This is a genomic window from Microbacterium sp. NPDC091662 (assembly GCF_044756705.1).
In the GTDB taxonomy this organism is placed as follows: Bacteria; Actinomycetota; Actinomycetes; order Actinomycetales; family Microbacteriaceae; genus Microbacterium.
In genome coordinates this window covers 486,979-506,861 of the sequence record NZ_JBIVTM010000002.1, presented here as the reverse complement: position 1 = coordinate 506,861, position 19,883 = coordinate 486,979, and the positions used below count along the sequence as shown (strand labels likewise).

The following is a 19,883-nucleotide window of genomic DNA, read 5'->3' as shown; positions in this document are numbered from 1 at the left end:
TCCCGGGTCAGAGCGCCTCGATGACGCTGGGCCCGTTGGGCAGTGCGCGCACCGTGAGCTGGGCGGGAATCTGCTCCTGCATGGCCTCGACGTGACTGATCACTCCGACGGTGCGGCCGCCCTGCCGCAGCTCGTCGAGAGTGCGCATGGCGACATCGAGCGTGTCACCGTCGAGGGAACCGAATCCTTCGTCGATGAAGAGCGTGTCGAGACGGATGCCGCCTGCGCGTGCGGTCACGACCTCGGCCAGTCCGAGGGCGAGGGCGAGCGACGTCAGGAACGTCTCGCCTCCTGAGAGCGACTGCGGCGGCCTGGTCTGCCCGGTGAAGGCGTCGAAGACCACGATGCCGAGTCCGGATGCCGCACCGCGAGCGGCGAGCGCATCGGAGTGCTGCAGCTGATATCGCCCGGCGGACATGTCGTGCAGCCGGCGGTTCGCCGCCTCGACGATCTCCTCGAGCTCTGCAGCCAGCACGAACGTCTCCAGCGTCATCTTGCGGGTGTTGACGCCCCGCCCCGCGATCGTGTCGGCGAGAGTCTGCAGCACCTCGAACTCCGCGGCATCGTCGGCCGTGCGGGCCTGCTCGGCCGTAGCCGAGTCGATCAACCCTCCGAGCCGCTCTGCGGTTCCCGCCGCTCTGGCGGCTTCGTCGACCGCGACCATCCAGACACTACGAGCGTCGGCCGATGCCTGCTCGGCCGGTGCCAGGTCGATCGGCTCTTCCGGGAGGGTGCGCAGCTCGAGGTCGAACAGGATCGCCCGTTCCTTCTCTCGTTGCACCGAGTGCTGCGCGATCCGTGTGTCGAGCGCCTCCTGCTCTGTCGTCGAGCGCAGAGCGTCTTCCGCCGCAGCTTCGTCGTCGAACACGGAGTCTGCGAGCGCCGCGTCGCGCTCCGCCTCGGCTTCGGCGAGAGCTTCGACCCTGCGTGCGCGCTCCGAGATCGCATGGATCACGGCGCGCGCCGCGGCGATCTTCGCCTCCGTGTCCGAAAGCCGGGCGGCAACCGTGTCGAAACCGCCCCGCGCCTGGGCGATCAGTTCGTGTGCCTCCGCTCGTCGTTGGCGGAGGAGCGCATGCCGTTGGCGCAGTTCTGCGAGGGCCTTCGCATCGTCTTCCCGCTCGGCGTCGAGGCGTCCGACGCGGGCGACGAGCTCGTCCAGGCGGCTGTCGAGCGTCTTCAGCGCATCGACGGCGGTGAGGCTGCTCGAGAGCGCCGCAGCAGCCTCGACGTACTCGCTCTCGGCCTGTTCGATATCTCGTCCGTCAGCGCGGGCGGCGACGGCGGCGAGTTCGGCGCGCAGCGTCGAGGAGCGCGATGCCAGGTCGCGCTCCTTCTGTGATGCGGCATCCCGCGCATCCTCCGCGACGGCGATGTCTTCGGGCGAGACCGGGTCCGAATGCGTGGCCGGCGTCGGATGATCGAGCGCGCCGCAGACCGGGCAGGGGTGTTCGTCTCGGAGCGTCGAGGCGAGTTCTCCGGCCATGCCGTCGGTTCGTCGTTGACGCAGTCGTGCCAGAGCCGACTGCGCCTCCGCATGCAGCGCGGTCGCCCGCGTGAGCTCGAGATCGAGGGAGATCTCGGCGGTCCGCAGCCGTTCCGCCTCGCGCGCCGCCGTGCGGCGAAGGTCTGCCGCCTGCTGCGCGGCCTGCCGATCTTCCACCCGGTCGGCACGGCGCCGGGTCTCGTCGCGCAGCGTGTTCAGCCCGGCGATCTCTTCGGGAAGCGCGGCACGCTTCACATTCGCGGCCTCGATACGCGCGGTCGCTGCCACGACCACCTCCTCCGCCGATCGGACCTCGGCGTCGAGCGTCGGTGCGCTCTCCTCGAGTTCTCGCGCGCGTTGCCAGGCACCGCTCTCCTTGGTGGCCTCTGCCGTCCAGGCGTCGAGGTCGCCATCCACGGAGAGGCCGAGGGTCTCTCCGTGCGCGCGAGCGTCTCGTTCGTCTTGGGAGGCGGTTGCCAGCGCGGAACTCGCACGTGCCACCGCGGCGATCGTCGGCCGCAGGGCCTCCGCGGCTCGGGCCGCGGCGAGCTCCAGGCGAGCCTCGTCGATCAGGGGCCCTTCGGCCTCGAGGCGCTCGAGCGCTGACCTGGCGCGGTCGCGCTCGCGCTGCGCTCGCTGCTCCTCTCGCAACATGGCGAGAGCCGCGTCGGCGGCGGCCGACCGCTTCTCCGCGTCGACCTGCTCCGACGCTCGACGATCGACGCGGTAGTCGGCGCGAGCCTTCGCGCGTCGGAGGGTGTCGAGCCGCTCCTCGATCGACGACGGCACAGGTGGGGCCTCAGGAGGAGTCTCATCGCCGTCTCCCGACAAGCCGTCGGTGGACACCAATCGCTCGGCCTCCTCGACACGGGCCTCGACCGTGGCGAGCCGGGCACCCAGCGCGTGCTCGGCCGCACGACGGCGCTCGTCGAATCGCGCCTGCACATCTTCGAACCTCTGGGTGCCGAACAGCCGTCGCAGAAGCGCCTGGCGGTCGCGACTGCCCGCGAGGAGGAACTCCGAGAATCGGTTCTGCGCGAGCAGGATCACCTGCAGGAACTGCTCACGGCTCAGCTGCAGGATCTCGTCGAGCTCGCCCGCGACATCGACGGCCCGCGCCGCGCGTCCGATCCACCCCGCGTCCGTCCACTCGTCGAGGGCCACGGCCGATGCCTGCTTGGTCATGCCTCCCCCGCGCTTGGCCGGGCGCAGATACTCGGGTGACCGGGTCACCCGGAATCGGCCGGTCGGCGTGCTGAACTCGACGACCACCTCGGAGGGGTCATCGGGCTCGCAGTGGTCGCTCCGCAGCCGCTTCTCGCCGCCGTCGTAGCGTGGTACTCCGCCGTAGAGTCCGAAGCAGACAGCGTCGAGGATGCTCGACTTGCCCGCCCCCGTTCGTCCGGCGATCAGGAAGATGCCGTCATCGGCGAACGCGTCGAAGTCGACGGTCTGACGTGAGCGGAAGGGACCGAACCCCTCGACCTCCAGACGATGAAGACGCATCTAGACGAGGGCCTCGGCACGCACGCGATCGTCGAGCACCGTGCGGATCAACTCGCTCTCTGCCTCTGTCGCCCCGTGCCCCGCCCTGACATGCTCGAGGAACGCCTCGATGCGGTCGGCGTCGGTGACCGCGGTACGCAGACGCTGCACGTAGGAGCGCTCGTCTCTCTCAGCGGTGACAGAGGGCTGATGCTGCACCATGGCGCAGTAGGGGTAGCTCTCGCGAAGGCGCCGCATCGGCTCGGTCTGCGGCACGGCGTCGGTGTAGACGGCGCAGACCCAGTCGCCCGCATGTTCTGCGACCAGTTCGGTCGACAGGAGATCGTCGAGCGCGCCCGTGAGTGTGACGAGGCGGCGCGGCACCGGCAGCTCCAACCATTCGACTCCGGAGAGCCCCTCGGCATCGATGTCGACGAGCCAGGAACCGCGGGGCTTGTGCTGCTCGCCGAAGCTGTAGTGCAGAGGAGCGCCCGCGTAGCGCACCCGATCGCTGAGCTGCTGACGCCCGTGGATGTGGCCGAGCGCCACGTAGTCAGGACCATCGAAGACGCTCAGCGGCACGACATCGAGGCCGCCCTGGCGCACCTCGCGTTCGAGACCGGCGGTCGCGTCGACACCGGCCGCGAAGCAATGCGCGATCGCGACCGAGCGCCCGGGGTGCTGCTGCATACCGGCACGGACCAGGTGCATCGCGTGAGCCATGGTCTGCGCCTGCGTTCGCAGCTGGCGCCCGGCGCTGTCGCCCTCGGGCCAGTGCTGACGCACGATCGCGGGCTCGAGGTAGGGAATGCCGAAGAAGTGCACCGGCCCATGCACGTCGGCGAGGGTCACGGGCACTCCCACCGCGAGCGGGTCGGTCAGCACATGGATGCCCTCGCGGAGCAGCCGTGCCTGGAAGCCGAGTCGCGCCGCCGAATCGTGGTTGCCGCTCGTCACGATCACCCGCGCACCCGTCTCGTGCAACGCCACCAGCGCATCGCCGAGCAGGGTGTACGCGGCGCCGGACGGCGTGGCGGAATCGAAGACGTCGCCCGCGACGACGACGACGTCGACCGAATTCTCGCGAACCTGCGCGGTGAGCGCTCCGAGCACCTCGGCGAGAGCATCCATGGTCGAGTTGCCATGAAACGTCCGGCCGATGTGCCAGTCGGAGGTGTGCAGGATGCGCATACTCACACGGTACGAACCCCCTCCGACATTTCGTCCGAGGCGTGCCGCAGCAGCCGTTCCCGACCTGAGATCATCGTCCATCGCCCCGGAACGGCTGCCGCGGCCCTGCCTCAGTGTGCGGCGAGGACGGGAGCGCTCTGCGCGGGGAGCAGCTCCTCCTTCGTGCCGCGCACCATGGTCACCGCTATCGCGGACGCCGCGACCATGAGGATCGCCCCGATGATGAACGTCAAGCTGTAGGCATCGGTCAGCTGCTGCGGTGCCACGTCGGCCTGCGCACGACCGCCGACGGATGCGGCGTACGCCGCCGTGAACACCGAGAGGCCGATCGATCCGCCGATCTGCATCGTCGAGTTGGCGACCGCCGAGGCCACGCCCGCGTCGTGCGTGGCGACCCCGGACAGCGCCAGGTTCTGCAGCGGGATGAAGATGAACCCCATGCCGATGCCGAGGAGGACCAGCCCCGGAGCGATCTGCAGCAGATACGCGCCGTCCGGTGTGATGCCGGAGAACAGGAACAGCCCGGCCGCAGCGATCAGCGGTCCGACGATCAGTTGCGGCCGGGGCCCGATCACGGGCAGCAGCTTCGTCGCGATCGGCGCGAGAGCCATGGTCGCGAGCGGGAGCGGAAGGCTGGCGAGCCCCGCCTGCAGCGCCCCCATGCCCAGGACGAACTGGAGATGGAACGTCAGGTAGACCGTCGCTCCGATCATGATCGCGCCGGTCACGCCCTGGATGAGGAAGGCTCCGCCGCGCACGCGGTCAGCGACCACGCGCAGCGGCAGCAACGGCTGCGCGACCCGGCTCTCGATCCAGACGAAGATACCGAGGATGGTGAGACCTGCGGCGAGGAAGGTGATCGTCAGCGGGTCCCCCCACCCGTTCTCGGCGAGGCTGAAGCCGTACACCACCGCACCGAGACCGAGGGTCACCGAGACGGCACCCCAGACGTCGTAGCGGTTGTCTCCCTCGGCCTTGCTCTCGATCAGGAAGAGGGCACCGCCGACGACGCCGATCACGACGAAGAAGAGGTTGACCAGGAGGCACCAGCGCCAATCGGCGAACTCGGTGAGCACGCCCCCGAGGAGCAGCCCGACAGCCGCCCCGGTGCCTGCCACGGTTCCGAACACCGCGAACGCCGTGTTCCGCTCCCGTCCCGACGGGAACGTGACGGTGAGCAGCGCGAGCGCGGCGGGAGCAAGGAGAGCGGCGAAAGCGCCCTGGAGCCCGCGGGCGAGGATCAGTTCCCACCCCTGCTGAGCGAGTCCGCCGTACAGCGACGCCGCTCCGAACCCGATCATGCCGACCAGGAAGATGCGCTTGCGCCCGACGTAGTCGGCGATCCGGCCGCCGATCAGCAGCAGCGCTCCGAATGCCAGCGCGTACGCGGTGACGACCCACTGGCGCTGCCCGTCGGTGAGACCGAGGGCGGCCTGAGCGCGGGGCAACGCGATGTTCACGATCGTGCCGTCGAGCACGACGACGAGCTGCGTGAGGGAGATGACGATGAGCGCCCACCATCGGGAACGAGGACGGGCGCGCAAGGACGAAGACATGGAAAAACCTCCGGTGTCTGGTGAGGATGCCGGAGGTTTCGAGCCTCGGACCAGCGCGCCTCTCGGCGCCTGACCGCCTCAGCCGACGGGGCTGAGCAGATCTCCATTCTATCGCAGGTGCACGAGGAGGAAGCGGAAGGTCCCCTGACCCACCCTCGTCACGACGACCGGCACGCGGTGATGCGAGATGCGCTGTGCACCTTCACCTGTGCGGCGTGCGGGGCTGCGCGATGCGAGATCAGGGCTGCCCTCCGCCCGACAGGTGCCGGACTTGCCCCGCCGGCTGAGGGTTGTGCCCGCTCCGTCGCGACTACCGACTTCCGCTCTCCTCCTCGAGGTCGTTCGACCAGTTCGCCTGTTGGATCCGGTTGTCGAGTTCGCGCAGCTCCTGCGCGACGGCATCCGCGCGCGAGCGCAGCTGCGCGACCGGGAGCGCCGAGACCTGTCGCAGCTCCGAACGCATCTGCCGCAGGAACTGGTCGTTCGAGCCGGAGGCTGCCGCTGCCGCATCCGTCAGCACCGAGTGCCGCAGGCGCAGCACGTCACGGGCGGCGAGCGCATCGGTCATGGTGCCGTCCGCCCCCAGATCGAGGCGCGCGTTGGTGGCGTTGATGCGGCGGATGAGGTCACGCAGTTGCGTGAGCGCGCCTTCCGCATCGACGATCAGCGCGGCCGCATCCTCCGCCGGCTCCTCCCCCTCCTGGTACCGGGCGTTCGCGACGATGCGCGCCCGCAGCTGCTCGATGCGGCGCTGCAGATCGGCGCGTGCGGTGAGGGCTTCGGCGAGTCTCATGGCCTCATCCTCGCAGGGAGCGGCCGTAACAGTTCGTCATATGGCCGGAGAGTCAGCGGGAGCGGAGCAGATCGGAGTGCTCCGGGTGCGCCGAGAACCAGTCGGCGACGTACCAGCACACCGCGTCGACCTTGCGGTCACCGCGCTCCTCGATGTCGGCCACCGCACCCTCGACGACCTTCCCCGCATAGCCGTGGCCGCGGAAAGTCGGGATCGTGAAGGCTCGGGTGAGGGCGATGGTGCGACCGTCGTCACGGTAGTCGAGCACGCTCACGAGCTTGCCATCGCGCATGAGCGTGTAACGCGAGGCGTCCTTCTCGTCGGTCAGGATGAAGCCGCCGACAGCGTGCGAGATCGTCATTCGATCCACGTTACGCCCGCCCGCAGCGCCCGGGCGTTTTGACATGGGGCGTCACGATCAGACATAATCCCCCCATGACCACCAACGCAAGCCCTTTGTCCGCCCAGGAGGCGAACAGGACTGCCGGGATGATGATGCCCGGTCGCGTTGGCATGTGTTGCCGAATGTGTCGCTGAACGAACAGCCACCCCGCCTGACCTGAACTCCTCGCGATCTGCGAGGTCAGCGTCTCCGAGCATCCACCCTTGCTCGCTTCCCGGCTCCGCCGGTCATTCATGCAACGCATCAGAGCCCCGCTCGATCCGGGCTCACGTCCTGAGGACTTCATCATCATGTCGAACACCGCACTTCTCGAGCGTCCCGCCACCACCGCCGCGATCCGCACGCAGCCCGAGGCCGCCGCCCCGCTCTCCGCCGCCGGCGCCGACCTTCCCGCCGTGCGCTCGCCCCGCGGCTTCGCCCTCTACGTCGGGCTCGACGAGATCAAGGCCGCCGAGGCCGGTGTCAGCCTCCCTCTTCTGGTCGACGCTCTGCGCCGCACCCTCGCCGAGCTCGCTCCGGGAGCCGAGACGCACGCCACGGTCGCCCTCGCCCCGCACGGATCCGGTGGCCGCGACCTCGACGTGGTCCGCCTCGCTCTGCAGGAGCCCGGTGCGATCGCGCGCACCAAAGCCGCTGCCGAGGAGGACACCGCCGATGAGGAGACCGGCGTCACCGTCGACATCTCCCGCAAGCGCGTGCTGATCGACGGCGAGTCCGCCGCCTTCACGTACAAGGAGTTCGAGCTGCTGCAGTACCTCGTGCTGCGCGAAGGCCGCACGATCGAACGCAGCGAGCTGGTCTCCGCCCTCTGGCAGGCTCAGGACGACGAGACGCCCGGCGAGCGCACGATCGACGTGCACGTGCGCCGCCTCCGCGCGAAGCTGGGTCGCTATGAGGACATCGTCCGCACCGTTCGCGGCATCGGATACCGCTTCGACCGGCACGCCGACGTCGTCATCCGCTACGGACACGGCACCCCTTCGCCCGACCGCTTCTGAGTCGTCGGGAGTCCGTGTCAGGACCGGCGCGTAGGGTGGGCGCATGACCCTGACAGCTGACTCCGCACCGGCTGACGCCGCTCGCGCGGACGTCGCTCAGGAGACCGTCTATCGTCCGCCGCACGACCTCGACCTCCACCGCACCGTCGGCATGCTCCGCCGCGGCCGCAACGACCCGACCATGGTCATCGACGGTCCCGTCATCTGGCGCGCGATGCGCACTCCCGATGGGCCCACCACCCTCGCGCTGCGGATGGTCGGCCAGGAGGTGCGCGCGACCGCGTGGGGACCGGGAGCAGATGCCGCGCTCGCCCTCGTGCCCGCGCTCTGCGGCGCGCACGACGACGACGGGGACTTCGACGCGTCGCTTCATCCGCTCGTCGCCGAGTCGGCGCGCCGCAATCCCGGCCTGCGCCTGACGCGCACCGACGAAGTCTTCGACGCGCTCGTCTGCGCGATCATCGAGCAGAAAGTCACCGGCATGCAGGCCTTCGGCGCCTGGCGGTGGCTGGTATCCCGCTACGGCGAGCGCGCACCCGGCCCCACGCCGCGCCCGATGTTCGCCGTGCCTACCCCCGAGCAGTGGTTTCGCATCCCGTCGTGGGCGTGGCACCGAGCCGGAGTCGAGCCCCCGCAGTCCCGCACCATCGTGCGCGCCGCCGAACGTGGCGATCGCATCGCGCGCGCTGTGCGGGCAGCCGCCGACGGAGCCGGCCGCGACCGCGTCCTCACCAGTCTTCCGGGCGTGGGCGCCTGGACATCGGCCGAGACCCGCATCCGTGCTCTCGGCGACCCCGATGCGGTCAGCGTCGGCGACTACCACCTCGCGCACGAGGTCGGGTTCGCGCTGGCGGGGAAGCGCACCGATGATGCCGGGATGGAAGAGCTCCTCGCCCCCTGGACGGGTCAGCGGCAGCGCGTCGTGCGCCTCATCTACGCCAGTGGTGTGCAGGAACCGCGCCGGGGGCCCCGTCTCGCTCCCGAAGACCATCGCCACCGCTGACGCCTAAGCTGGTGCCATGTCCCGTTCCATGCTGCGCATCCTCGTCACCGTCGGCCTGCTGATCGTCGGTGTCGTCGTCGGGCTGATCTTCCAGAACGTCTGGCTCGGCATCCTGCTCGCTGCCATCGTGTGGCTCGGCTGGTTCCTGGGCTACGAATCGCGCCGGGGGAACAACGCCGGCGTCAACGACGAGGACCACGGCATCGAGCTCTGAGCTGCCGCTCGACGCGACACGGCCAGCACTCAGAAGGAGACGGCTCAGTAGTAGACGGCGAGGGGCCCCGACGGCCCGTCGACCACGCGCACGAGAGTGTCGAACACCCGCGTGAGCACGTCGTCGGTCATGATCGCCGCCGGTGACCCGAACTCCACGACCCCGCCGTCCTTCATGGCACAGATGTGGTCGGCGTAGTGCCCGGCGAAGTTGATGTCGTGCAGCACGATCACGATGGTGCGCCCGAGTTCCTCCGCCGCCCGGCGCAGGTGCTTCATCATCTGCACGGCGTGCCGCATGTCGAGGTTGTTCAGCGGCTCGTCCAGCAGCACGAACTCGGTGTCCTGCGCGAGCACCATCGCAACGTAGGCGCGCTGGCGCTGTCCGCCGGAGAGCTCGTCGAGGTAGCGTCCCTCCAGGGCGCCGAGGTCGAGGAAGTCGATCGCCTGGCTGATGATCTCCTCGTCCGTGCGGTTCAGCCTGCCCTTCGAGTGCGGGAACCGCCCGAAGCCGACCAGCTGGCGCACGGTGAGACGGGTGACGAAGTGATTCTCCTGGCGCAGGATCGACACGACCTTCGCCAGATCCTTCGACTTCGTGGAGGCCACGTCGAGGCCCGCGATCTCGATCGCGCCGGCGTCCATCCCACTCAGCCGACCGATCATCGTGAGCAGCGTCGACTTGCCCGCGCCGTTCGGACCGATGAGGGCGGTGATTCCGCCGGCGGGAATCTCGAGGTCGACGGGGCCGATCGCGACCTCGCTGCTGTAGTCCCGGCGGACGCCGTCGAGAGCGATCACAGTCTGCCCTTTCTGAGGATGACGATGAGGAACACGGTGCCACCGACGAGCTCGATCAGGATCGACACCATCCCCTGCGCGTAGAAGATGTTCTTCATCACGAAGTACGCCCCGGCCAGGATCGTGAAGGCCGTGAGCACCGCGACGGGGAAGATCAACCGGTGGTCGTGCGTGTCGGCGAACTGGTACGCGAGTGTCGCCACCAGGAAGCCGAGGAACGTCATCGGCCCCACCAGTGCCGTCGAGGTCGCCATCAGCACGGCGACGAGGAACAGCACGATGAACAGTTCGCGCCGATGATCGACGCCGAGCGAACGTGCCGCATCCGGGCCGAGGGCCATCAGGTTGAGTCGGCGAGAACGGAGCCACAGCAGCGCCGACGCCGCGACCACCAGCGGGATCGCCAACGGCAGGTACGAGGCGTCGGCGTTGGACACGTTGCCGAACAGGCGCGCGGCGAGCACGTCGAACTCGCTGGGTGTGAGCAGGCGCTGCATGAACGTGGAGATCGCCCCGAGGCCTCCCCCGATCACGATGCCCACCAGGAGCATGATCTGCAGGTTGCCGTAGCGCCCGGAGAGCAGCCAGCCGTAGAGCGCCACCGCGAGCCCGACCATGATGGCGACCTGGATCGCGAACTGCCCGACGCCTTGGATCGCCACGATCCCGGCCACTCCGAACAGATACACGGTCGAGGTCTGCACGACGCGGTAGAGCGATTCGAACCCCATGATCGACGGCGTGATGATGCGGTTGTTGGTCACGGTCTGGAAACTCACCGTGGCGACGGCCTGAGCGATCGCGACGAGGGCCATCACCGTGACGTCGGTGGCACGGTGCTGCGCGATGCGCCAGAACCCCGCAGAGCCGACCGGCATCGGGTTCGCCCAGGCGAGCAGGCCGAAGCCGGAGACGGCGGAGAGCACGATGAGGATGCCGAGGACGATCAGATACCGCCGTCGCGCACGAGGGGCCGTGAACGGGCCCGCCGACCGCACCGCGCCGCCCGTCGCCACGTCGCTCATCACCCCGCTAGCCACGTCGACGCTGCCTGAGCAGAAGAAGGACGAACACCACGGCGCCGACCACCCCGAGGATCAGCGACACCGGCACTTCGAACGGCATGATGATCGTGCGTCCGATGATGTCGCACACGGTGACGATCGCGATGCCGAGCAGGCACACCCACGGAAGATTGCTGCGCAGATCGTCGCCGCGCACCATCGAGACGATGTTCGGCACGATCAACCCCAGGAAGGGCAGATTGCCGACGACGACCGTGACGACGCCGGTGGTGACCGCGATCAGCACCGTCCCGAGCAGGATGATCCGGTTGTAGTTCACGCCGACGTTGGTGGCGACTTCCTCGCCGAGCCCCGCGATGGTCAGCCGATCGGCGACGATGAAGACGATCACCCCGATGGCGGCCACGATCCAGAGCATCTCGTACTGACCTCGCATCACCGAGGTGAAGCTGCCCGCGAACCAGACGCCGATGATCTGCAGCGAGTTGGTGGCCAGCGCGAGGTACGTCGACAGGGCGCCGACCACGGCCCCGAGCATGATGCCGACGATCGGGACGATCAGGGACGACTTGAGCGCCACGCGGCGCAGGAACGCGAAGAACACCATCGTGCCGATGAACGCCGCGAGCACCGCCCCGGCCATCCGGAGTGGAAGCGACGGCTGCGGCACGAGGATCATGACCATCAGGAGCCCGAGGCCCGCCCACTCGGTGGTGCCGGTTGTCGTCGGCTCGACGAAGCGGTTCTGGGTGAGCAGCTGCATCACGAGGCCCGCCATCGCCATCGAGGCGCCGGCGAGGACGAGGGCGATCGTGCGGGGGACGCGCGTGATCTGGAACATCTGCGCACCGTCTTCCGCGCCGGTGACGTCGTAGACACCCGTGAAGAGCGAGATGACGAGCAGCACGGCGACGACGAGCACGCCGAGGAGCAGCTTCACGTCGAAGAGCCGCCCGGTGTAACGGGGCGGCGGAGCGATGTCGGTGGAGACCATGATGATGGGGCGGCGGCACCCGGATCGTCCGGATGCCGCCGCCGTGCCTCAGTTCTTCGCGCTCTTCTCGAGGGCGTCGGCGAGGTCGTCGAGGAACGTCGTGTACGTCTGGATGCTCTCGTTCAGGTACGTGTCGGTGGGCATGTACACGATCTGCTTCTGCTTCACCGCGGTGACGCCGGCGAGCGCCTCGGAGCTCTCCAGGATCTCCGCGGCCTGCACGTAGTCGGGGGTGTCGGCCGCGAAGACGGCGTCACGGTCGAGCACGAGGATCCAGTCCGGGTTCGATGAGGCGATCGCCTCGACGGAGATCTCGTCGCCCTGGTGATCGTCGGTCGCGTCGTCGACCTCGAGCGCCGGCGTCAGACCGAGGATGTCGTAGATCGGGCCGAGAGAGCGTCCGACGGTCGGGGCGAGGTAGCCGATCTCGCCGCCCGAGGTGTTGACTGCCATGACGGTGTCGGCGTCGTCGTAGGCGGCCTTGGCGCGCTCGACGGCGGCGTCGAAGTCGTCCACGAGTTTCTTGGCCTCGTCCTGCTTGCCGAAGATCTCGCCGAGGACCGTGACCTGGCGCTTGAGTTCTTCGTCGAAGGGCTCACCCTCGCGTGGTTCGAGGTCGACGATCGTGGCGTCGGGCACGAGGTCGGCGATGGCGGCGTTGTGCTGAGTGAAGCGCTGACCACTGATGATCAGGTCGGGTTCCACCGCGACGACCGCTTCGAGGTCGGGCTCGCTGTGCAGCCCGATGTCGACGATCGCGTCGTCCTTCACGTACGACACGGTCTCCGGCATGAGCGCGACGGCACCCGCGGAGAGCTCGACGCCCCAGTCGGAGAGCGTCTGGAAGGTGCGGTTGTCGAGGGCGACGACCGATGCGGGAGGGGTCGCGATCTCCTTCGTGCCGGTGTTGTCCTCGATCGTGACGGATGCTGCGGCGTCGGTCTTCTGCGGTTCCGCCGCGCCGCCGGAGGCGCAGCCGGCGAGGGCGAGGAGGCCGACGAGCGCGGCACTCGTGGCGGTGAGGGTTCTGGGCACGGACATGGAGAGGCTCCTGTTCTGCGGGATCGATGCGCACACGATGGGCGCCGGATGACGAGGTTAGGGCAACCTACCCTCTTCATATTTAGGTTAGCCTTACTTTATGAGCGATACGAAATCCGGTTTCTCGATCGAGCGTCGTGGCCTCGAGCTGCGCTTCCGCAACGTCACTTTGAGCGCTCGCGAATGGTTGGCGCCCGACTTCGTGCGCGTGCGTCTGACCGGCTCCGACCTCGCAGGCTTCGACTCCCCCGGCTCCGACGACCACATGCGCCTGTTCTTCCCCGCGGGCCCCACCGAGTCCGTCGAGGAGCTCCGAGCCTCACCGAGCCGTGAGTACACCCCGCTCGCCTGGGGCGAGGACTGGCTCGACGTCGAGTTCGCCGTGCACGGTGACCAAGGCGTCGCCGCGCCGTGGGCGGCGACGGCACCACTCGGATCGACGATCGGTGTCGGCGGTCCCCGCGGGGCGGCCGTGCTGTCCGGTGTGCCCGGCTCGTGGCTGCTCGTCGGCGACGAAACCGCCATTCCGGCGATCCGTCGCTTCGCCGCGCTGATCCCCGACGGCACGCCCGCACGCATCGTGATCGAGACCGTGAGCCCCGGCCGAGAGGTCGACATCGACGCGCCCGTCGACATCGAGTGGCTGCATCGTGGCGAGGCGCCCTCCGGTTCCGCCCTCATCGCCTTCCTCGAGGGACTGACCGCCGAGCACGCGATCGGTGCCGACCCGTTCGTCTTCATCGCCGCCGAGCAGTCGATCGTGAAGCCCGGCAGAGCGCTGCTCGAGCGCTGGAGCGTCGACACCGCGAAAGCCGTCGTGAAGGGTTACTGGAAGCGCGGCGAAGCCGAGTACCACGCTCCGCACTAGTGCGACGTCGGCGGTTGCTGGAAGACTCGGCCCATGGCTCTTCTGGATCACCTGGGCATCACCGTCGACGACCTCGAGCGCGGCCGGGCGCAGTTCCACCCTGTGCTCACCGCTCTCGGATATCAGAGCGGGGGCGCGAACGATCATTCGATCTCCTGGAACAACGGCGACGAGACCGAGATCATCCTCTACACCTGGGATGAGGACTCCGCTCCGCATCAGCATGGCCGCATCGGCTGGCAGCACATCGCCTTCGCGGTGCCGACGCGCGAGCAGGTCGACCGCCTGCACGCGGTCGCGGTCGAAGCCGGGTGGACAGCCGTGCGCGAGCCCAAGGAGTATCCGCGCTACTCGGAGCGCTACTACGCGTCGTTCGTCGAAGACGCCGACGGCATCCGGGTGGAGTTCATGTACAACCCGCCGCGGGAGACGGCTTGACTCCCGGGCGTGTCGCACCCTAGTGTGGCAAAGCTGTGCCGATCGGCGCAGCGAACCAGCCGAGGAGCACGACGGATGACCGCGCAGCGGAACCTTCCCATCGGAGCGGTGTTGCAGCTTCAGCAGAAGCGCAATGACCGCTACGAGTCGTACCCTCCGGCACGCGCCGTGTGACAGCATCCGCTCTCGCAACGCCCCGTACCGTCAGGTCCGGGGCGTTTTCCGTTGGAGATTCCCCCTGACCTGTGGCTGCACACCACCACAAGGAAAGGAATCATGGAGAGGCTCTCCGCACGGCTGCTGTCGTGGGCGTCGCTGATCGACGAGAAGACACTCGCTCAGGCGCACACCACGGCCCGCATGCCGTTCATCCACCCGCACCTGGCGCTGATGCCGGATGCGCACCTCGGCAAGGGGGCGACGGTCGGCTCGGTCATCCCGACGCTCGGCGCGATCATCCCCGCGGCCGTCGGCGTCGACATCGGCTGCGGCATGATCGCCGTTCGCACGCAGTTCACGAGGAGCGACGTCGACGGTCGCGACCTCGCCGAGCTGCGCGAGCAGATCGAGCGCGCCATTCCCCTCTCGGCCGGCCGGTACAACCGCAAGGTGGTGGCCACCGCGGAGCCGCGCATCGCCGAGCTCGAGCAGCTCGCCGAGAAGAACGGCTTCGACGCGGCGCAGTACGCCGGGAACTGGCGTCTGCAGTTGGGCACGCTCGGTTCGGGCAACCACTTCATCGAGGTCTCGGTCGACGAGCTCGACCGGGTCTGGTTGTTCCTGCACTCGGGCTCACGAGGCGTCGGCAACAAGATCGCCGGACACCACATCGCCGTCGCCCAGCGGCTGGCGAGGCAGTGGTGGATCGACCTCCCCGACCCCGACCTGGCCTACCTCGTCGAGGGCACGGCGGAGTTCACGCGATACATCCGGGAGCTGCGATGGGCCCAGCACTTCGCCCTGCTGAACCGGGAGGAGATGATGGACCGGGTCGTGCGGCAGGTGTCGGAGTTCCTCGGAACTCGGGTCGACGAGCAGGAGCGCATCAACTGCCACCACAACTTCACCGAGTCGGAGAAGCACTACGAGAAGCAGGTGTGGGTGTCACGGAAGGGCGCCATCCAGGCGGACATCGGCCGACCGGGGCTGATCCCCGGCTCGATGGGCACCGCCTCGTACGTGGTGGAGGGTCTCGGCGACCCGCAGTCGCTGAACTCCTCCCCGCACGGTGCCGGACGGGAGTACTCCCGGTCGGCGGCGCGGCGGACCTTCACCCACGACCAGTTGCGGGAAGCGATGACGGGCATCGAGTTCCGTGACACCGATGCCTTCATCGACGAGATCCCGCAGGCGTACAAGCCGATCGACCAGGTGATGGCGGATGCCGCCGGACTCGTGTCGATCCGGCACACGCTGCGGCAGATCGTCAACGTGAAGGGCGACTGAGCAGGACCGGGCGGTGGGATCCCACCGCCCGGTCTCCTCTCCACCCCTTCCGCGCGAAATCCCCGGGCGGATCGTCTTCTCCTGCTCCGACACGTCAGAAGCCGGGTTTATCCCCCGCTCGTGCGCGACCGATATCTTCGGTTCCCGGGCTCTGGCAGGCTTGCCGAATCGATGCGACGATGAGGAAGTGGGATTCATGAATGACGCGCAGATCTGGACCATGATCGGATCGTTCACCGTGCTGATGTTCAGCACGCTCACGGTCGTCTCGACCCTGTTCGTCCGGATCGTCCGCAGTGAGATCGGCGGTCTGCGCACCGAGATGAACGGGCAGATCGGCGGTCTGCGCACCGAGATGAACGCACGATTCGATGCCGTGAACACCCGCATCGACGGACTCGACCGCGACGTGCAGGCGATCGTGAAGCGCACGTTCGGTCTCGACCGCGACGGATGACGCCGCTTCGAGACGACGCTTCGGTCGCCCCACCCGACCGGTATGACGCCTATCCGGAGATGCCCAGCGGCACCGCGATCCTGCTGCTCGCGGGGTCGAGTGGGCGCGTGGAGGCAGAGCGGGCCGACCTGTTCGCACGGCACGGGGCCCGGGTCCGCGCCATCCGCTGGTTCGGTGGTGCGGGCCAACGCCCCGCACCGCACGACGTGCCGATCGAACTGTTCGCCGATCAGTTGGACTTCCTGCGACGCGATGCCGATCGCGTCGCGATCTTCGGAACGTCGTTCGGCGCCGAGGCGGCCCTCGCGACCGCTTCGCTTCACCCCGTCGACGTGACAGTCGCGGTCTCACCGTCATCCGTCGTCTGGGCGGGTGTCGCCGACGGGGACTGGTCATCGCACTGGACCTGGCGCGGGACTCCGCTGCCGGCTGTCCCCTTCGACTCATCCTGGTCGCCGTCCAGCGAGCCACCCGAGTACCGATCCCTGTACGAGTCGAGCCTCGATCGCGCCCCTGACGCCACCGCAGCCGCCGCGATCCACTCGGAGAACATCCCCGGTGTCGTCGTGCTGATCGCAGGAGGCGACGACCGCGTCTGGCCGAGCGACCGATTCGCCGCCGAGATCATCGAGCGCCGCAGAGCGAACGGACAGGAGACGACGCTGATCGCCCACGCCCCCGCCGGGCACCGGATGATCCTGCCCGGCGAATCGATCGCCACCGGTGGAGTGACGATGGCGCGGGGAGGCTCACCGTCTGCTGACGCGGAGCTCGGTGCCCGCGCGTGGCCGCAGATCGCGCGCGCTCTCGGGCTGCGCTCCTGAGACTCAGCGCGCCGCGGCCGCCTCGGTCTCGACAGATCGGTCGGTGAACGCGGTCTTCGGGACGAACACGAGGATCACGGCGGCCACGAGGGCGGTCACTCCGCAGACGATCCATACCGTGAAGTAGCCCGCGAGCGAGCCGGCCGTCGCCTCGGTCGCACCCGCCGTGCTCGCGACCCCGTGCAGGAGGGCGATGCCGAACACGCACGAGGCAATGGCACCGCCGATGGTCTTCACCGAATTGGTGAGCCCCGTCGCGACACCGGTCTGCGTGGCCGGAGCGGCCGAGGCGGCAGCGGCGGGGAGCGCCGCGACCAGCGCACCGGAGCCGAGTCCGACCACGACCATGTTCGTGATGACCTGCGCGTACGTGTCGTGGAACGGAAGGAAGAGGAGGAACCCGATGCCGACCAGCACGGACGCGCCCATCAGCGTCAGGCGCGGCGTGGCCCGCCTGGCGACGGTCGGGAACAGGAGAGCCCCCGCGATCATGGCGATCAGATACACGCCGATGATCAGCGAGGTCGCGAAGCCGCTCGTGCCGAGACCATAGCCGTAGACCGTCGGATCGGTGCGCGCAAACGTCGACAGCGGGGCCTGCGCGCCGAGCACGCTGACGCCGAAGAGCCCGGCGGTCAGGAAGACCGGGCCCAGCGCCGGCGAACGGAACATGCGCACATCGATCAGCGGATCGTCGGAGCGGAGCTCCCAGAGGACGAACGGGATCACCAGCAGGACGCCGAGCACCACCACCGCCCAGGACCAGGGGTTGGTCAGGCCGTCCTCCAGCCGGAGCAGGCTGAGACCCCCGGTGAAGCAGACGAGGGCGAGGGAGATGAGCACGAGACCGACCGTGTCGAAGAGGCCGCCCGTGGGCTCCGGCGACTCCTTGACGCCGAACAGGATCACGAAGAAGCAGACCACGATCAGCACGGCGGGCACCAGCAGCACCACGGTGAGAGGCAGCACATCGATGAGCGCGCCGCCGACGAGCGCGCCGATGATCGCGCCTCCTTCGAGGGCCGCGACGAGGAGGCCTGCCGCCTTCGCCGTGATCGAGGAACGCCCCTCCATACGACGCGAGCGCGACCAGATCAGAGCGATCTCCAGCGGAAGCCAGACCACGTAGAACCCCATCAACGCCCACGCCGCGAGGAACACCGGGAACGAGTCGGTGAACGGCAGCACCAGGGCGGCTGCAGCCGTGACGGCGGTCGAGATCAGCAGCATCCGCTTGTGGCCGACCATGTCGCCGAGCTTCGCGAACGCCGGGACGACGAGCGCCGACAGCATCAGCTGCGCCCCCTCGAGCCAGTTCACGTCGGCGTCGTGGATGCCCAGATGGCGCGCGATGTCGGTGAGCATCGGGGTGTAGTACCCCTGCAGCACACCACTCGTGAACTCCACGAAGGCCAGGAAGCCGACGACGACGGCAAGGGTGCCCAGGGTGCGGGTGCGCGTCATCGCGTCTCCTGCTTCTGCTTCGGGTTCCCCGGCACACTCCGAGGAAAGGGTGAGATCACCCTAGCCGTTCGAGCAGCGCCCGATGGAATCGCTCCCCCCGCTCCAGGGCAGCGATCTCGACACTCTCGTCGACCCCGTGGATCGAGGCACGCTGGGCGTTCGACATGTCCAGCGGCGCGAAGCGGTAGACGGCCGGCGAGAAGCGGTGGAAGTGCCGCGAATCGGTGGCCGCCATCATCACGTACGGCACTGCGGGCACCCCGGGGAACGCGACGTCGAGGGCCTCGGCCAGCAGGGCGAACTGGGCGTTGTCGGTCGGTGACTCCGGCGACGGCTCGCTCGCTTCGACGACCTCGACAGTGACGAGCGGGTCGCGGATGCGCCGGCGCACCCGGAACACCGTCTGCTGCGTCGTCTCGCCGAGCGCGATGCGCAGGTTGACGGTGGCGGAGGCCTGAGACGGCAGGACGTTGGCCGCAGTGCCGCCCGACTGCATGGTGGGCGCGACCGTGGTGCGCACGAGAGCCGCCGGTTCGCCCCCGAGGGCGGCGAAGACCTGCGCGGTCAGCAGCGGGAAGGAACCGAGCAGCCGCAGCACGTGCCGAGCCTGTCCCGGAGTCTGCATGGCCAGTTGCGACAGCATCCGCAGGATCGCCTTCGACGCCCGCGGGCGGAACGTGGTCGGTCCGAGTCTGTCCACGGCCCTGGCGATGCGCCGGACGGCGGTCAACGACGGCGGCGCGGAGGCGTGGCCGCCGTCGCCGCGAGCCGTCAACCGGAGCGTCATCACGCCCTTCTCCCCGACACCGATCATCGCGGCACGGCCGGGGACGAAGGGCAGGGGCGCGTCGACCACGGCACCGCCCTCGTCGACCACGAGCCACGGGACGACCCCGCGTTCGCGCAGCACCCGCGCGATCTCCTCGGCTGCGCGCCCGTACGTCTCCTCGTTGCCCCCGAAGGAGAGGTACACGTCGCGGGGCGGGACGAACCCGTCGGCGAGCAGATTCTCGACCGCCTCGAGGACAACGATCAGCGGCCCCTTGTCATCCAGCGCTCCGCGGCCGTACACCGAGCCGTCGGCGATCACGCCGGCGAACGGCGGATGGGTCCAGTCGTCACTCTCGTCGACCGGAACGACATCGTAGTGCGCCATCAGCACGACGGGCTCGTCGGAAGTCGCGCCGCTCCCCTCCCAGTGGAACAGGAGGCCGAAGTCGGTGTGCCGTTCCCGACGCAGCTTCTCGTGCGTCAAGGGGTAGAGCTCCGCGATCAGCTCGACGAACTCCTCGAAGGGAGCCGTGCCGCGTTCGTCGAGCTCGGCCGAGACCGTCGGGATCCGGATCATCTGCGAAAGCCGCTCGGCGATGCCCGGGCGCACGGTCGATGTGGTCACA

Annotated in this window: 19 protein-coding genes; 8 read left to right on the top strand and 11 right to left on the bottom strand. The window is 68.8% G+C overall.

Going from position 1 to position 19,883, the window contains the following annotated elements; genetic code table 11:
• Positions 1-7: 7 nt before the first annotated feature.
• From ACIQLD_RS15710 to ACIQLD_RS15690, 5 genes are all read right to left on the bottom strand, one after another.
• Positions 8-2,992: an AAA family ATPase gene (locus ACIQLD_RS15710; RefSeq protein ID WP_402609421.1), complete on the bottom strand. Its 2,985-nt coding sequence runs from the start codon at positions 2,990-2,992 to the stop codon at positions 8-10.
• A complete protein-coding gene (locus ACIQLD_RS15705) occupies positions 2,993-4,162 on the bottom strand; it encodes an exonuclease SbcCD subunit D (RefSeq protein WP_402609419.1) in 1,170 nt (389 codons plus the stop codon).
• 110 nt (positions 4,163-4,272) lie between these two features.
• The gene (locus ACIQLD_RS15700; protein WP_402609417.1) at positions 4,273-5,718 is read right to left on the bottom strand and encodes an MFS transporter; all 1,446 of its coding nucleotides are present in this window, start codon (positions 5,716-5,718) and stop codon (positions 4,273-4,275) included.
• A 310-nt stretch (positions 5,719-6,028) separates the two neighbouring features.
• Positions 6,029-6,511 (bottom strand): DIP1984 family protein, encoded by a 483-nt coding sequence (locus tag ACIQLD_RS15695; RefSeq protein ID WP_402609415.1) that lies wholly within the window; start codon positions 6,509-6,511, stop codon positions 6,029-6,031.
• A 52-nt stretch (positions 6,512-6,563) separates the two neighbouring features.
• A complete protein-coding gene (locus ACIQLD_RS15690) occupies positions 6,564-6,872 on the bottom strand; it encodes a GNAT family N-acetyltransferase (RefSeq protein WP_402609413.1) in 309 nt (102 codons plus the stop codon).
• 332 nt (positions 6,873-7,204) lie between these two features.
• Between ACIQLD_RS15690 and ACIQLD_RS15685 the strand changes: the two genes are divergently transcribed.
• From ACIQLD_RS15685 to ACIQLD_RS15675, 3 genes are read left to right on the top strand one after another with little or no spacing between them, the layout of a single operon-like run.
• Positions 7,205-7,912 (top strand): winged helix-turn-helix domain-containing protein, encoded by a 708-nt coding sequence (locus ACIQLD_RS15685; RefSeq protein WP_402609411.1) that lies wholly within the window; start codon positions 7,205-7,207, stop codon positions 7,910-7,912.
• Between the two features lie 43 nt (positions 7,913-7,955).
• Positions 7,956-8,915: a DNA-3-methyladenine glycosylase family protein gene (locus tag ACIQLD_RS15680; RefSeq protein WP_402609410.1), complete on the top strand. Its 960-nt coding sequence runs from the start codon at positions 7,956-7,958 to the stop codon at positions 8,913-8,915.
• Between the two features lie 16 nt (positions 8,916-8,931).
• Complete coding sequence (locus ACIQLD_RS15675; protein ID WP_402609408.1) at positions 8,932-9,129, top strand: hypothetical protein; 198 nt, start codon at positions 8,932-8,934, stop codon at positions 9,127-9,129.
• Between the two features lie 44 nt (positions 9,130-9,173).
• Here the strand turns inward: ACIQLD_RS15675 and ACIQLD_RS15670 are convergent, their stop codons facing one another.
• The 4 genes from ACIQLD_RS15670 to ACIQLD_RS15655 are packed head-to-tail and all read right to left on the bottom strand — an operon-like array spanning position 9,174 to position 12,989.
• Positions 9,174-9,929: an ABC transporter ATP-binding protein gene (locus ACIQLD_RS15670; protein WP_402609406.1), complete on the bottom strand. Its 756-nt coding sequence runs from the start codon at positions 9,927-9,929 to the stop codon at positions 9,174-9,176.
• Positions 9,926-10,954 (bottom strand): iron chelate uptake ABC transporter family permease subunit, encoded by a 1,029-nt coding sequence (locus ACIQLD_RS15665; RefSeq protein ID WP_402609404.1) that lies wholly within the window; start codon positions 10,952-10,954, stop codon positions 9,926-9,928. Before ACIQLD_RS15665 ends, ACIQLD_RS15670 begins: the two co-directional genes overlap by 4 nt.
• A 7-nt stretch (positions 10,955-10,961) precedes the next feature.
• Positions 10,962-11,948, bottom strand: a complete 987-nt coding sequence (locus ACIQLD_RS15660; protein ID WP_402609402.1) for an ABC transporter permease — start codon at positions 11,946-11,948, stop codon at positions 10,962-10,964.
• Between the two features lie 48 nt (positions 11,949-11,996).
• Positions 11,997-12,989: a siderophore ABC transporter substrate-binding protein gene (locus ACIQLD_RS15655; protein WP_402609400.1), complete on the bottom strand. Its 993-nt coding sequence runs from the start codon at positions 12,987-12,989 to the stop codon at positions 11,997-11,999.
• A gap of 100 nt (positions 12,990-13,089) precedes the next feature.
• On the opposite strand from ACIQLD_RS15655, the gene ACIQLD_RS15650 reads away from it, so the two are divergent.
• The 5 genes from ACIQLD_RS15650 (at position 13,090) to ACIQLD_RS15630 (ending at position 17,022) form a co-directional block, all read left to right on the top strand.
• Positions 13,090-13,857, top strand: a complete 768-nt coding sequence (locus ACIQLD_RS15650; RefSeq protein ID WP_402609398.1) for a siderophore-interacting protein — start codon at positions 13,090-13,092, stop codon at positions 13,855-13,857.
• 33 nt (positions 13,858-13,890) lie between these two features.
• Complete coding sequence (locus ACIQLD_RS15645; protein ID WP_402609396.1) at positions 13,891-14,295, top strand: VOC family protein; 405 nt, start codon at positions 13,891-13,893, stop codon at positions 14,293-14,295.
• A 276-nt stretch (positions 14,296-14,571) separates the two neighbouring features.
• Complete coding sequence (locus ACIQLD_RS15640; protein WP_402609394.1) at positions 14,572-15,741, top strand: RtcB family protein; 1,170 nt, start codon at positions 14,572-14,574, stop codon at positions 15,739-15,741.
• A 196-nt stretch (positions 15,742-15,937) separates the two neighbouring features.
• The gene (locus ACIQLD_RS15635; protein ID WP_231479857.1) at positions 15,938-16,198 is read left to right on the top strand and encodes a hypothetical protein; all 261 of its coding nucleotides are present in this window, start codon (positions 15,938-15,940) and stop codon (positions 16,196-16,198) included.
• Positions 16,195-17,022 carry an alpha/beta hydrolase gene (locus ACIQLD_RS15630; RefSeq protein WP_402609392.1) on the top strand — a complete coding sequence of 276 codons (828 nt, stop codon included), beginning with the start codon at positions 16,195-16,197 and terminating at the stop codon, positions 17,020-17,022. The genes ACIQLD_RS15635 and ACIQLD_RS15630 overlap by 4 nt, the downstream gene beginning before the upstream one ends.
• A 3-nt stretch (positions 17,023-17,025) precedes the next feature.
• Here the strand turns inward: ACIQLD_RS15630 and ACIQLD_RS15625 are convergent, their stop codons facing one another.
• Together ACIQLD_RS15625 and ACIQLD_RS15620 are read right to left on the bottom strand one after the other, a co-directional pair.
• The gene (locus tag ACIQLD_RS15625; protein ID WP_402609390.1) at positions 17,026-18,486 is read right to left on the bottom strand and encodes an MFS transporter; all 1,461 of its coding nucleotides are present in this window, start codon (positions 18,484-18,486) and stop codon (positions 17,026-17,028) included.
• Positions 18,487-18,541: 55 nt separating this feature from the next.
• Positions 18,542-19,882 carry a M20/M25/M40 family metallo-hydrolase gene (locus ACIQLD_RS15620; protein WP_402609388.1) on the bottom strand — a complete coding sequence of 447 codons (1,341 nt, stop codon included), beginning with the start codon at positions 19,880-19,882 and terminating at the stop codon, positions 18,542-18,544.
• Between the last annotated feature and the right edge of the window lies 1 nt (position 19,883).